Genomic DNA, 14,049 nt, shown 5'->3' with positions numbered 1-14,049 from the left:
AATTCGGTTGACGGAGACGGTCAAGGCTGCGGGTTGAGCAAGCAAGCTGAGTCCGGCGGCGCTGGACCAAGTGCTTGGGAAATTAGCCCGGCAACAAGACCCGAACGTGCTGGTTGGCTTTGATAAAGCCGACGACGCCGGAGTGTACCTTGTGGCGCCCAACCTGGCGCTGGTGCAGACCGTCGACTTCTTCACCCCCATCGTCGACGACCCCTACACCTTCGGACAGATCGCGGCAGTCAACGCACTCAGCGACGTCTACGCCATGGGCGGGCGTCCAGTCTCGGCGCTGACGATGGTCTGCTTCCCGGACAAGGGCGACCTCGCGGTTCTCGAACGCATCCTTGCCGGTGGCCTCAGCAAAATGATGGAGGCCAACTGCACGGTGGTTGGCGGGCACTCCATTCGCGATCCGGAGATCAAGTTCGGCTACGCCGTCACCGGCGTGATCGATCCGACGAAGGTGAAGGCCAACGCAGGCGCACGCGCTGGCGACGCGCTGGTGTTCACCAAGGCGCTGGGCACCGGAGTGATCTCCACGGCCGCCAAGAAGCAGCAGGCGGAGCCCGCATGGATTGAGGCCTCCATTGCCAGCATGACCACCTTGAATAAGACCGCAGGTGAGCTGGCGCTGAAGCACGATGCGCACGGCATCACCGACGTGACCGGCTTCGGTTTTATCGGACACGCGCGCGAGGTAGCGCTGGCAAGCAACGTGAGCCTGCGCATCAACGCGTCTACAATTCAGGCGCTGCCCGGTGCTCTCGAGTGCATCGAGCGCAAGTTCATCCCTGGCGGGCTGAACAACAATTTCGACTTCGCGGGCTGCTGCGCCGAGTTTGCGCCATCCGTTCCGGAGACGCTGCGCACGTTGCTGTTTGACCCGCAGACAGCGGGCGGGCTGCTCATCTCGCTCCCGGCGGAAAATGCCGATGCACTGGTAAGCGATTTGCGCGCTGCGAGTGTTACGGCCGCGCGCGTCGGCGAAGTGGTGGAGCGCACCAGCCCCCTGATCTACGTGGAGTAGAGAATTCGCGCAAGTCCCCGTCGCGTTCTCAACGCTCTTGCTTTCTTGATCCTTCCCATGTTGTCATGCTGAGCGCAGCGAAGCATCCCTCCGCACTCTGCCGGAGCCACCCGTGAGCTACTGGACCTACATCATGGCCAGCGAATCCGATACCCTCTACACCGGAATGACCAACAATCTTGCCCGCCGGGTCTTTCAGCATAAGCACCATCTACTCGAAGGCTTCTCCTCAAAGTACGGCTGCACCAAGCTGGTGTGGTTCGCGGAACATCAGGATGTTCGCGACGCGATCGACCAGGAGAAGCGCATCAAGGGATGGACGCGTGCCAAGAAGGAGGCGCTGATTCGCCTGGAGAACCCTCACTGGAATGACCTGGCGGAGCATTGGGGTGCGCAAATGCTCCCGCCATACCAGAGCATTCGCGATCAGGAGAAGTAAGTGCGGAGGGATGCTTCGCTGCGCTCAGCATGACAGTGGCAGGGTTTTTGCGGGAAGCACGAAGGGCGGCCATTTGGCCGCCCTTCACAGTTTCCACAGCTTTTCCGAAAAACGCTCGGCAGCTTATTCCGGGTGCGTTGTCGCAAACTGCACAACACCGCACCACGCAACAAGGCTGCGCCTTGCCGGGCTTATGCCGGGCTCGGACGCTCGCCGGGGTTCAGGCCCGGAGTGCGGCCCGGTTCCGGCTTCAGCACCTGCTGCACGCTGCCCTTGTCATTGCCGGAGTTCGGCGTGACGCGGGCCGGAAGCGGCTTGCCGTCAATGAGCATCTGCAGCTCGTGCGAGTCCAGTACTTCGCGCTCGAGCAGCGCCTGCGCAATGGCGTCCATCACGTCGTGGTTCTGCTCAAGGATGTCATAGGCCGTCTTGTAGGCGGTGTCGATGAAGCGGCGCACTTCGGCGTCGATCTCGCGAGCCGTCTCCTCCGAGTAGTCGCGATGCTGCGAAAGCTCGCGGCCCAGGAAGATCTGCTCCTCCTTCTTGCCGAAGGTGAGCGGACCAAGCTGGCTCATACCCCACTCGCAGACCATCTTGCGGGCCATCTCGCTGGCACGCTCAATGTCGTTGCCGGCGCCGGTGGTCATCGTCTTCAGGAAGATTTCCTCGGCCACGCGGCCGCCCATCAGGATGGCCAGTTCGCTTTCCAGATAGATGCGGTCGTAGGTGTGCTTGTCGTCGATGGGCAACTGCATGGTGACGCCCAGGGCCATGCCGCGGGGAATGATCGTCACCTTGTGCAGAGGATCGGCGTGCGGAACCTTGGCCGCCACCAGCGCGTGTCCGCCCTCGTGGTAAGCCGTGTTGCGCTTTTCCTCGTCGCTCAGGATCATCGACTTGCGCTCGGCGCCCATCAGCACCTTGTCCTTCGCCAGTTCAAAGTCGTACATCAGTACCGACTTGCGGTTCTGGCGGGCGGCGTTCAGCGCGGCCTCATTGACCATGTTGGCCAGGTCGGCGCCGCTGAAGCCCGGTGTTCCGCGGGCCAGCACGCTCAGGTCAACATCGTCGGCCAAAGGAATCTTGCGGGTGTGCACGTGCAGAATCTCTTCGCGTCCGCGCACGTCAGGCCGTGCAACCACCACGCGGCGGTCAAAGCGGCCGGGGCGCAGCAGCGCCGGGTCGAGCACGTCAGGGCGGTTGGTGGCCGCCACCAGGATGACGCCTTCGTTCGATTCGAAGCCGTCCATTTCAACCAGCAACTGGTTCAGCGTCTGCTCACGCTCATCGTGTCCGCCGCCCAGGCCTGCGCCACGATGGCGGCCCACGGCGTCGATCTCATCGATGAAGATGATGCAAGGGGCGTTCTTCTTGCCCTGCTCGAACAGGTCGCGCACGCGGCTTGCGCCCACGCCCACGAACATCTCGACAAAGTCGGAGCCGGAGATGGAGAAGAACGGCACGTTGGCCTCACCGGCCACGGCGCGCGCCAGCAGGGTCTTGCCGGTGCCCGGAGGTCCGACGAGCAGCACGCCCTTCGGAATGCGTCCGCCAAGCTTCTGGAACTTCTGCGCCTCGCGCAGGAATTCAATGATCTCCTTCAGCTCTTCCTTGGCCTCGTCCACGCCGGCAACGTCCTTGAACGTCACCTTCTTCTGCTGCATGCTGAGCAGGCGGGCGCGGCTCTTGCCGAAGCTGAGCGCCTTGTTGCCGCCGGTCTGCATCTGGCGGATCATGACAAACCAGAGCACGACGAGCAACCCGATCGGGGCCAGCTGAATCAGCAGCGTCCAGCCGCTGTTGCCGCTGTTGTCCTTCACGGTGATCATGACGTTCTTGTCGCGCAGCGTCTTGATCAGGTCCGGGTAGTTCGGGTAGACCGTGGTGTGGAACTTACCCTTGTCACCGTTGTAGTTACCGGTGACCTCCGAACCTTGGATGGTCACGTCGTGGACCTGGCCGGAGTCCACCTCGGAGAGAAACTCCGAGAAGTTCTTGGCCACATCCTTGGTGCCGGCGCCGTTCATGCCATGCACCAACTGCCAGAGCAAAAGCCCGGACACGAGGATCGCGAGCCAGAACAAGAGCTGTTTCCCAGTTGAATTCACAAAAGCTCCTCAATCAGGACCGAATAAAACCGTTCCTTAGGCATTCCTGCCTGAACAGTTAGATGCCTGAACCACAGTGTTGACCTATGTTTTTCAGCCCAGGGTCTTCCGTCCCATTAGAAATTGTACTCGTTTTCGGCAGTACAAGTCCCCGGCCCATCCCCACATAAAACACTAGACGTCGCAGAAGGCATTTCGGTTCCCGCTCTTCTTCGGAGGCCCCAGAAGCTTCGCCCGCTGCTCCGATTGAACCTGTTGATTTCCCGAAGGTTATCTTCTCTTCGCCCGTTTGCGGCGCGTTCTGCCAGCCGCACCGAAATGGGCCGGGCCTCGCATCGCCTCCAGCGCCCAGTGGCGCAGGTTACTGGCAACTGAGGCGAAGTGCCCGCTCGGCATCCTCTGCGGCTGCGTGCCGCCGCGAAACTTTGAGGCCGCGTACCCACACGATTTCGCCATCCAACTCCGCCACAGGCCATTGCCGCCGCTGCCGGGCCGAGATCCGCAACGGTTCCAGCAGACGCTTGAGCGGCTGCGGCTCGGAGGAATGCGCTGGCTGAAAACGGTCGCCCGGGCGCGCGTTGCGCACCAGCAGGCGACGGCCACCGAGCGCGGCGTCGAGCAGGGAGCCCGGCTCGCTACGTTCTATGGTCTTGCGAGTTTCCAGCAGGTCGGCGTGCAGCGTCAGCCCGAGCCCTGGCAGTGCAATCTCGCCTGGCAGGGGCAATTCAACCTCGTAATCAGCGTCCGCCGGCAGGTGGGCGCGCAGGCAGAGCGAGGAGCCCTCGCTTGGCGAGCGGCGCAGCTCGGCCTCCACCTTGCCCGGAAGCTGGCACAGCCCGGCGCGGCCGCGGTTGGAGAATTCCCGCAGGCGCTCCAAGTGCTCAAAGTCGAGGGCGCAGCCATTGCGCTCGGCAAAGGCGCGCAGCAGGCGGCGCTGCAGGGCCACGGCATGTTGCGCAAAGCCTTCGAGGGCGAACCAGTCCTCGTCGTCACGGGTGAGCAGCCGCAGGCCCAGTTCGCGCTCGCAGATGCCGGACCAGAACATCTCCTCGTCGTGCGCCAGCTCGGCGGTCTGCGAGAGCAACTGGCGAATCTTCGGGTTGAACTCGCGCTCCAGCAGCGGCAGCAGTTCGTGGCGAACGCGGTTGCGCAGGAAGGCCGGATCGCGGTTGGTCGCATCCTCACGCCACGGCTGCCCGAGCGCGCTCAGGTACTCCTCAATCTCTTTGCGGGTGGTGTAGAGCAGTGGGCGCACCACGCGCGCGGCGCCGGCGTCGTCCACCACCGAGCGGTAGACACCGGCAATGCCGCTGAGGCCGGAGCCGCGCAGCAGCCGCAGCAGAACCGTCTCCGCCTGGTCGTCGCGGGTATGCGCCGTGGCCACCTTGTCGAGCACGCCGGAGGCGATCAGTTCATGGAAGAAGCGGTAGCGCAGTTCGCGTCCGGCGGCCTCAATCGAGAGGCCCGCACCGGTGGAGAAGCCGCGCACGTCGCGGTGCGCCACGTGGTAGGGTAAGCCGAACTTCGCGGCCAGCTCGCGCACAAAGGCCTCGTCATCCGCGGCCTCCGAGCGCAGTCCGTGGTGAACATGCACCACGTGCAGCACCACGCCCAGCTCGCTGCGAAGCTCCACCAATGCGCGCAGCAGGGCGACCGAGTCGGCTCCGCCGGAGACGGCCAGCCCCAGGCGATCGCCTGCGTGCAGCAAGGCGTGCGAGCGGATTGTCTCTTTCAGCGAGCGCAGCACGGCAAGTAGTGTACGGCAGGTGAGCGTGGCGGTCGCAAGAGAATGAGAATGACGCGCGCGCAAGGCGGGAAAGCTTCGGCGGCAGGCAAAACGGGCGAGGCCCAGGCCCCGCCCGTTCGCGATCTCGGAAGACTGCGGAATTACTTCACGGGCATTGCCGGATCGATCTTCTGCGCCCAGGCCATGATGCCGCCGGTCAGGTTCTTGACGTTCTTGTAGCCTGCGGCGGCGAGAAACTCGGCGGCCTGCGTGGAGCGCCCGCCCATGCGGCAGTGGATGACCATCTCGGTCTCCTTGCCGATGCCTGCGGCCGTCAGCTCGCTGACGCGCTTGGGCAGCTCACCCAGAGGAATCAGGGTTCCGCCCAGGTTGGAAACCTTGTATTCATCGGGCTCGCGCACGTCGAGCAAAAACGGAGAGGTGCCGGCGTCGCGGCGTTGTTTCAGTTCTTCCACGCTGATCTGTGCAATGTTGCTCAAGGGTGTCATCCTCCACGGGAACAGCCTAATTACGATTGCCGGGTTGCGCAACTGTTGGATTTGCCACCGCACCGGGCGGTGTGCGAAAGTGTTGGGTTCGCGGTGTGGGGGCCGCTGGACAGGCCGTACCAATTCCCCCATCAGGGACGCACAATGGCCAACAAGCTCGCTGTGAAACCGTTTGAAGAATCTCTGGAGTGGCTGCGCACACACGGCTATGAAGTAAAGGATGCCGCCGAGGGCACGCAGGTTGCGAAATACGGCTGCGTGGCCACCATCGCACGGAACGCGGAAGGCGCGGGCCGCATCACGGCCTACCCGGCAGTCGTCGTCGGCGGAGAAGCCTCACTGCTGGTGGACCACGGCTACCAGAAGCTGCTGCAGACGCCGAAACTGACCATTGCGGCCACCGCCGACCACCTGCACGCGCTGCACAGCTTTACCGAAGAGTTGAAGGAAGCGCTCGGCCTCCTCAGCCTTTATAACGAAAGCCTCGGCTCGGTGAACGAGAGCTGCCACTACGACCGCGTGAAAGACCGCGACCTTCCGGCAGAGAAGAAGCCAGCACCAGCGTGGGAGTAGCACCTTTCGCGCAGCGGCGCGAGTGAAGGCAGTTGGCTTGCAGCGGTATCACTCTGGATGACGCGCGCCTGGTCGTCCTTTTAAACCTTGCCCAGCTCGACTCTCTCCCCGGGCTGCAAAATTCATTCGGAATTTGTGCGTGGCGCAGTATGATGCCGCCACCATGCTCCGCGACGAAGACACTCCCGTTCAGGAGAGTCCGCCGAAAAGGCCGCCGGGTGCAGTGCGCATCATTCTGCTGGTGCTCGGCGGAGGCGTTGGCGCGCTGTTCCTCTACGCCGCCATTGGCATGGCGTTCCTCGTCGAATATCCCAAGGATGACCTGGTGGCCTTCTGGTGGCCGCCGCTTACCTGCCTGTTGTTCTCCCAGTTGATCTGCTTCGCCGTGGTGCAGGAGTTACGCAAACGCTTCACCTTCAGCCTCCGTAGAGCCGTGACCTTTGCCGAAGGCGGCGTGCTGCTGGGCGCGGGCGCTTTGCTGCTGATGGTGCTTATCTCCGGCTCGTAGCATCCGCGCGGAAACTCTGCTCTGGCAATGCAAAGGGCAGGCCGCGTGGCCTGCCCTTTGTGTTCTGCGTAGTGCGAGTTTCAGTCAATCGCCTGGCTATGCCAGAGCGGTTGATTTGTTTTCGTTCAGCCGCTTCACGCGCTCGACGAAGTCCGCGAGCTTCATGCTGCCCTCGGCCTTCTCCTGTCCACGGACGCGCACGTTGACCTCGTTGGCTTCGGCTTCCTTGTCGCCCACCACGAGGATGAACGGAACCTTCTGCAAGGCGTGCTCGCGGATTTTCGCGTTCATCTTCTCGCTGCGCGTATCAATTTCCACGCGCAGGCCGGCGGCCTTCAGAGCCTCGCCCACCTTGTTGGCGTACTCGGTGTGGCGTTCGGCAATCGGCACCACGGCCACCTGCGTCGGAGACAGCCACACGGGGAAGGCTCCGGCGTAGTGCTCAATCAGCACGCCGAAGAAGCGCTCCACCGAGCCGTACAGCGCACGGTGCACCATCAGCGGCTGATGGCGGTTGCCGTCCTCGCCCACGTACTCCAGTTCGAAGCGCTTGGGCAGGTTGAAGTCAAACTGCACGGTTGAGAGCTGCCACAGGCGGCCGATGGCATCCACCAGCTTGACGTCGATCTTCGGCCCGTAGAACGCGGCTTCGCCCGGGATGCACTTGTAGGGGATGCCCTTGCGGTTGAGCACGTTCTTCAGCGAATCCTGCGCCAGCTTCCACTGGTCCTCGCTGCCCACGTAGTGCGCGCGGTCTTCCGGGTCCCACTCGCTGAGTTCGACCTTGTATTCCTGGAAGCCGTAGGTGTGCAGCACGCTCTCGGCAAAGTCGATGCAGCCGTCGATTTCCGCCTCAATCTGCTGCGGCGTGCAGAAGATGTGGGCGTCATCCTGCGTAAAGCCGCGGACGCGCATCAGTCCGTGCATTACGCCGCTGCGCTCGTAGCGGTAGACCGTTCCCAGCTCACCCAGACGGATCGGCAGGTCGCGATAGCTGCGAAGCTGGTCCTTATAGATGAGGATGTGGAACGGGCAGTTCATGGGCTTCATGCGGTATTCCGCATCGTCCAGCTCCATGACGGTGAACATGTTCTCGGCGTAGAAGCCTTCGTGTCCGCTGGTCTGCCAGAGCTGGCGGCGCGCCACGTGCGGCGTAAACACCAGCGAGTAGCCGCGCTTCTGGTACTCCGCGCGCAGCCAGTCTTCCATGATGGTGCGGATCAAGCCGCCCTTCGGGTGCCAGAAGATCAGGCCCGGTCCGGCCAGTTCCTGAATCGAGAACAGGTCGAGCTGCTTGCCGATGGCGCGATGGTCGCGGCGCTTGGCCTCTTCCTGCGCCTTCATCCACTCGTCCATCTCCTTCTTGCTGTAGAACGAGACGCCGTAGATGCGCTGCAGTTGCGGGTTGCCTTCCTTGCCCAGCCAGTAGGCGCCGGCAATGTTGAGCAGCTTGAAGGCCTTGATTTTTCCGGTCGACGGAATGTGCGGGCCGCGGCAGAAGTCGACGAACTTGCCGGTCTTGTAGAGCGAGACCTTTTCACCGGGCTGCACAAATTGCTCGATGAAGTGGCACTTCATGAAGTCGCCGTCGGTCTTGAACTGTTCAAGGCCCTTGTCGCGCTCGATGAAGTCGCGGGCGAACGGCTCGTTGCGCTGCACAATCTCCTGCATCTTCTTTTCGATCGTCACCAGGTCTTCCGGGGTGAACGGAGTCTCGCGCAGGAAGTCGTAGAAAAAGCCGTTTTCGGTGGCTGGGCCGTGGCCGAGCTTGGTCTCCGGGAACAGCTCAAGCACGGCGGCCGCCATCAGGTGGGCCGAGGAGTGGTGGAAGACGTCGAGCGCTTCCGGGTCCTTCTCGGTCAGCAGGCGCAGGCGCACGTCGCTCTCAAGCGGACGCGCAAGGTCGACGAGCGCGGGCTTGGCCGTCGCATCGTCGAGCGGCGCGGTTTCGGCCACCAGCGCAGCGTCTGCCAGGCGCGGAGAAATGCTCTTGGCAACGTCATAGGCACTGGAGCCTTGTGGAACAACTTTGATGCTTCCGTCGGGGAGTTGAACTTTTATGTCAGACATAGGTAGGTCTCCGGTCGCACGTACGGGTGTGCAATCCAGATGGATTGGAGTCTTCAGTGTAGAGCAGGCCGCCAAGGGTGGCAAACCCAGAGCAAGTACGAAGGGACGAAAGTACGAAAGTGCGAATTGGAAACCGGAGCTAACAGACGATTTTGGAACTCTGCTGCGGGCCGGAGAGCCAGAGGCGTAGCCGTTCAACTTCCCCGGACAACGAGCGGAACGTTGTCTGAGCCACCCGGCCAATCTCGTGCTCCTCATTGTTCTTCTTGCTCTCGGCTCAGTTCGAAGGACCGCAAACCCTATATAAGAACCATCCGATGAAACACCCGCCCGCTAGGTAATACGTTGCGGCCACCAACCAAAATACAACCGGCTCTTTGGCGCGGTAGACCCAGCAAAAACGGGCGCTTATCTTCCCGGTCAAAGTCGAAAACACTGCAATGGAGAGCAAAAAGCCTCCCATAAGCAAGTAAAGGTTCGGCGGTTTAAGAAGTGAATACAAGTTGCGCATTTGATCTAGTTCCAATAGCGGCTTGGTGGGCCATACTTGCGCGCTGTTCGCAAGGGTGGGGCTTTTGCCAGCCGCGCCCCCCATCTCGCTACGCGAGAAGGGTAGGGCACCCGAAACATTCATTTCCGCAAGGCTTCGCCGCCCGACGACTAACTCTGGACCTGTAACAGAAAACGGGGACCGATCACTCCCCATCGGGTCACAACCTCAATATGCCAGAAGTTGGAGGCTGGCAGGGCCTGAGCCTAGGAGGAGCAAAGTGCATTGTCCAGAACACGACCACGAACATCACAGGGAGCCAAGTCAAGACAATCACAAGTACAAGGTTCACGCCTCTCATCCCAAACAAGAAGCCGATGAATCCAGCAATGACAAGCGACGCCAGAATCTGAAAGCGCGAATATGCGTGGGATACGCAGAGATATCGTTCGCATGTCGGACACTGAAAAGGCGAATCTATGGTGACAAATCGCCTTTCAACTTCTGATCCGCATATTGGGCATATTGGCAACTGAGGGCGGGTAGCGCACCCTTTCGTTTTGTACTCATCGTTCATAGTTCTTCGGGTGCCCCATCCTTCTCGCGAAGCGAGAGGATGGGGTTGTTGACTTTACGAACACGAAGCACCAAGCCCATCCGTTCTCTTCGCCTCGCCGTCCACTCCAATTCGATCTCAACTGCTCCATCAATTCCTCTCGCATCGTGTCGAAGGCTGGAGGGCGTTCAAGCCTTCTGTTGGCTTGAGCGGGGCGAGTCTGCGTTTAGCCCGAAATCGCTCGCTCCGCACACCATGCCGCTTTCCGAAGCATCGTCACAGCGTAGTGCAACAGCGAATTCAACGCGAATGAATTGTGGATGGAAGTGAGTAAAGCTAGAACTGCTCGGCGCGGCCGGGTTTGATAGTGCTGCTGCGCGCAACGCAGCGACGGTTGAGTTACCGGGTTCCTTTGCTGCGCGCAGGTTGACAGGGGCGGAGATGCCGGCCTGCCATTTACAATCACTGCATGTCGTTCTCGTTTCAGGTAGAGGCCACCTCCGGCGCGGCGCGCGCGGGGCGCTTTGTAACGCCGCACGGCGTGGTGGAAACGCCCGTCTTCATGCCCGTGGGCACCGTCGGCTCGGTCAAGGGCGTGCCCCAGCAGATGCTCGAAGAGCTGGGCGTCGAGATTCTGCTCAACAACACCTATCACCTCTATCTGCGTCCGGGCGTGGAGACCGTGCGCGCCCTGGGCGGCTCGCAGCGCTTCATGCGCTGGGACAAGCCGATCCTGACCGACTCGGGCGGCTTCCAGGTCTTCAGCCTGAGCGAGCTGCGCAAGCTCACCGAGGAGGGCGTGCAATTCCGCTCGCATCTTGACGGCTCGCTGCACATGTTCTCGCCGGAAAGCTCGATGGCGGCGCAGATCGGCCTTGGCGCCGACATCATCATGGCCTTTGACGAGTGCACGGAGACCCCGGCGACCGAGGCCCGCACCCGCGAATCCATGGAGCTGACGCTGCGCTGGGCGGGCCGCAGCCGACAGTACTTTGAAGATCACAAGCACGAGGTGCCGTGGTTCGGCAGCGAACTGGTGGATGCCGGGAACCTCGGCGCAGGCACGCGCACCGGGCAGTCGCAAGCCCTGTTTGGCATTGTGCAGGGAGGCATGTACGCCAACCTGCGGCGGGAGAGTGCGGAGCGCACGGTGGAGATGGACTTTCCGGGCTACGCCATTGGCGGGCTGAGCGTGGGCGAGGCGCGCGACACCACCTGGCAGATGGTGGAGGTGACCGCGCCGCTGCTGCCGCAGAACAAGCCCCGCTACGTGATGGGCGTGGGCACGCCGGAGGAGATTGTGCGCTATGTCTCCATGGGCGTGGACATGATGGATTGCGTGCTGCCCACGCGGGCGGCGCGCCATGGGCTGCTGTTCACCAGCGAAGGCAAGGTCAACATCAAGCAGGCCCGCTATATCCGCGACGAAAGTCCGCTGGACCCCGCGTGCTCCTGCCCAACCTGCTCGCGCTACACCAAGGCTTACCTGCGGCACCTGTTTGCCAGCGGCGAGCTGCTGGGGCAGTTGCTGAACACGATCCACAACATCGCGTTCTATATGCAGCTCATGCGCACGCTGCGCGCGAAGATCCGCCGCGGCGAGCCTCTGACGGCATAGACCTCCGGCCCAGCCGAGGGGGAGTAGAATGCGGTTTCGAGGCTCTGGATTTGGCGGGCAAAGGGCCGCCAAATCTGGGAAATCCTTGACTTACCTGTTCGGAATCCGGCAAGCTATACATCTTGGGGAGTTCGTGTTCCCGACTGCTGTCTGACCCGTTCCGGCCCCGCACCTTCGAATCGCATGGCCCATCCGGTTCAGCGCCAGCAACCTGCGACCAGCCAATGAGTTGGCGTTCCTTCCAGAGGAGCGTTGATGCGTTGCCTGGCGAGGCGAGCGAAGGTTTCCGATCTCCCTGATACCCCGGCAAGAGCGACGAGCAGCGCCCGAACGGCGGCGACGCCGAATTATTCTGTGCGCGCATCGCAAAGGCCGTGGGCAGTGGTCCGCCGAGGCGCCGAGCGCCCCGGAGTGGGAGTAAGCGGCACGTTATGACGTCTTCTTTCGCGTTGTTTGTGTTTCAAGCTGGCGGCCCGGGTGGCATGTCGTTCGTACTCACCATGGGCTTTGTCATGCTCGTCTTCTATTTGCTGCTGATCCTCCCTCAACAGCGGCGGCAGAAGAAGTGGCAGCAGATGCTGAGCCAGTTGAAGGCCGGCGACCGCGTTACCACCAGCGGCGGTCTGCAGGGCATCATTGTTTCCATCAAGAATTCCGACGGCGCCGGCGCGGACACGGTTGTGATCCGCGTGGCTCCCGATAACCTGCGGCTGGAGTTCAGCCGTGCAGCCATCGTCTCGGTGCAAACCGAGGATGGCGCCAAGTCCTAACAGGCGGTCGCGGTTTCCATGAAGAAGAACCTGCTCTGGAAAGTCATCCTGATCCTGGCCACGCTGATCGTGTTTGTCTGGGGAATCTTCCTCGGCACCGATCCGCAGAAGAGCCTGGATGCCATTAAGGCGCACGGCGTGCTGGCCGGTCTCCAGCAGAACATCCACCTCGGCCTCGATCTCCGGGGCGGCACCCACCTGATCCTTCAGGTGAAGGTGAATGACGCCATTTCGGCCGATACCGACCAGGCGGTCGAGCGGCTGAAGGACGGCCTGAAGCGCGAGAACGTCGCCTATGGCGACATCGTGAAGCTGGACGCCGAGCGTCCCGAGGTCATCACCATCAAGGGCATTACCAATGATGGCGTCAGCGGCCTCCGCAAGGTTGTGCAGGACAGCTACACCGACTACGACCTGACGGCCGTGGGTGACAGCTGGAACCTGACGATGAAGACGCAGGTGGTGCGCGCCCTGAAGGAGCGCGCCGTCGCGCAGGCCATTGAGACCATCCGCAACCGAATTGACCAGCTCGGCGTGAGCGAGCCGATCATCCAGGAGCACGGCTTGGGCGAGTACCAGATCCTGGTGCAGTTGCCCGGCGTCGACGACCCGGCCCGCGTAAAGGACATCATGCAGTCGACCGCCATGCTGGACATCCGCCTGGCGACCGACGCGAATCCGTATCCGAGCGAGCAGGCTGCGCTGGCCGCGCATGGCGGCGTGTTGCCCTCCGACTCGATCATCGTCAAGGGCAAGACGGTTTCCGCCGGTGACGGCAGCGAGCCGACGACCCAGTACTACGTGCTGGCGCGCGCTTCGGCCGTGAGCGGCCGCGATCTGCGCGGTGCCGAGCCGGGCCGCGACGAGAACGGACGCCCCGACGTGACCTTTACCCTGACCCGCGCTGGTGGCGATGCCTTCTACAAGTTCACCAGCGAGCACGTGGGCCAGCCGTTGGCCATCGTGCTCGACGGCAAGGTGCAGGAAGTTGCCAACATTCACGAAGCCATCCGCGACTCGGGCCGCATCAGCGGCAGCTTTACCGAGCAGCAGGTGCAGGACCTTTCGATGACGCTGCGTTCCGGCGCGCTGCCGGCCGGCATCAAGTACCTGGAAGAGCGCACGGTTGGTCCGTCGCTCGGTATGGACTCCATCCGCCAGGGCGTGAAGGCTGCGCTCTACGGCATGGCCGCGGTCATGATCTTCATGCTCGTCTACTACAAGTTCGCGGGCGTGAACGCTGATCTGGCGCTGGTCCTGAACCTGGTCATTCTGCTTGGCTTCCTCGGCTTCACCGGCGCAACCCTGACGCTGCCCGGCATTGCCGGTCTCATCCTGACGGTCGGCATGGGCGTTGACTCCAACGTGCTGATCTTCGAGCGTATCCGTGAAGAGCTGCGGGCCGGCAAGACGCCGCCCTCGGCTGTGGAGCAGGGCTTCGGCCACGCCTGGGTCACGATCATCGACACCCACGTGACGACGATCGTTTCGGCGGCCATCCTGTTCATGTTCGGCACCGGCCCGGTCAAGGGCTTTGCAGTCACCCTGACCTTCGGTCTGTTGGCCAACCTGTTCACGGCGGTGTTTGTCTCGCGCGTCATCTTTGACGCCATCCTGAACAAGCACCAGCGCGGTGAGGCGTTGAGCATCTAGCG

11 protein-coding genes are annotated in these 14,049 nt (G+C 62.3%); 7 read left to right on the top strand and 4 right to left on the bottom strand.

Going from position 1 to position 14,049, the window contains the following annotated elements; all coding sequences use genetic code 11:
* Positions 1 to 46: 46 nt before the first annotated feature.
* The gene (selD, locus tag AC6IZO_RS13365) at positions 47 to 1,027 is read left to right on the top strand and encodes a selenide, water dikinase SelD (RefSeq protein WP_497809966.1); all 981 of its coding nucleotides are present in this window, start codon (positions 47 to 49) and stop codon (positions 1,025 to 1,027) included.
* Between the two features lie 112 nt (positions 1,028 to 1,139).
* Positions 1,140 to 1,466 (top strand): GIY-YIG nuclease family protein, encoded by a 327-nt coding sequence (locus AC6IZO_RS13360; RefSeq protein WP_497805424.1) that lies wholly within the window; start codon positions 1,140 to 1,142, stop codon positions 1,464 to 1,466.
* Between the two features lie 191 nt (positions 1,467 to 1,657).
* On the opposite strand, the gene ftsH is transcribed toward AC6IZO_RS13360, so the two are convergent.
* From ftsH to AC6IZO_RS13345, 3 genes are all read right to left on the bottom strand, one after another.
* Positions 1,658 to 3,574, bottom strand: a complete 1,917-nt coding sequence (ftsH, locus tag AC6IZO_RS13355; RefSeq protein WP_497805422.1) for an ATP-dependent zinc metalloprotease FtsH — start codon at positions 3,572 to 3,574, stop codon at positions 1,658 to 1,660.
* A 361-nt stretch (positions 3,575 to 3,935) separates the two neighbouring features.
* Entirely contained in the window at positions 3,936 to 5,321 is a 1,386-nt protein-coding gene (tilS, locus tag AC6IZO_RS13350; protein ID WP_497805420.1) for a tRNA lysidine(34) synthetase TilS, read from the bottom strand.
* A 140-nt stretch (positions 5,322 to 5,461) separates the two neighbouring features.
* Positions 5,462 to 5,800, bottom strand: coding sequence for a rhodanese-like domain-containing protein (locus tag AC6IZO_RS13345; protein ID WP_497805418.1), 339 nt, complete (start codon positions 5,798 to 5,800; stop codon positions 5,462 to 5,464).
* 171 nt (positions 5,801 to 5,971) lie between these two features.
* Here AC6IZO_RS13345 and AC6IZO_RS13340 point away from each other — a divergent pair, with 171 nt between their 5' ends.
* Positions 5,972 to 6,382, top strand: a complete 411-nt coding sequence (locus AC6IZO_RS13340; protein ID WP_497805416.1) for a hypothetical protein — start codon at positions 5,972 to 5,974, stop codon at positions 6,380 to 6,382.
* A 139-nt stretch (positions 6,383 to 6,521) separates the two neighbouring features.
* Positions 6,522 to 6,890 carry a hypothetical protein gene (locus AC6IZO_RS13335; protein WP_497805414.1) on the top strand — a complete coding sequence of 123 codons (369 nt, stop codon included), beginning with the start codon at positions 6,522 to 6,524 and terminating at the stop codon, positions 6,888 to 6,890.
* Positions 6,891 to 6,986: 96 nt separating this feature from the next.
* Here the strand turns inward: AC6IZO_RS13335 and thrS are convergent, their stop codons facing one another.
* The gene (gene thrS, locus AC6IZO_RS13330; RefSeq protein WP_497805412.1) at positions 6,987 to 8,960 is read right to left on the bottom strand and encodes a threonine--tRNA ligase; all 1,974 of its coding nucleotides are present in this window, start codon (positions 8,958 to 8,960) and stop codon (positions 6,987 to 6,989) included.
* Between the two features lie 1,515 nt (positions 8,961 to 10,475).
* Here thrS and AC6IZO_RS13325 point away from each other — a divergent pair.
* The 3 genes from AC6IZO_RS13325 to secD all read left to right on the top strand — a co-directional run bounded on the left by AC6IZO_RS13325 (position 10,476) and on the right by secD (position 14,047).
* Positions 10,476 to 11,624, top strand: coding sequence for a tRNA guanosine(34) transglycosylase Tgt (locus AC6IZO_RS13325; RefSeq protein ID WP_497805410.1), 1,149 nt, complete (start codon positions 10,476 to 10,478; stop codon positions 11,622 to 11,624).
* Between the two features lie 431 nt (positions 11,625 to 12,055).
* Positions 12,056 to 12,394: a preprotein translocase subunit YajC gene (yajC, locus tag AC6IZO_RS13320; protein ID WP_497805408.1), complete on the top strand. Its 339-nt coding sequence runs from the start codon at positions 12,056 to 12,058 to the stop codon at positions 12,392 to 12,394.
* A gap of 18 nt (positions 12,395 to 12,412) precedes the next feature.
* The gene (secD, locus tag AC6IZO_RS13315; protein WP_497805406.1) at positions 12,413 to 14,047 is read left to right on the top strand and encodes a protein translocase subunit SecD; all 1,635 of its coding nucleotides are present in this window, start codon (positions 12,413 to 12,415) and stop codon (positions 14,045 to 14,047) included.
* Positions 14,048 to 14,049: the final 2 nt, after the last annotated feature.

It is taken from the genome of Oryzophilus luti, assembly GCF_059726245.1.
This window is presented reverse-complemented; position numbering and strand designations above follow the sequence as displayed.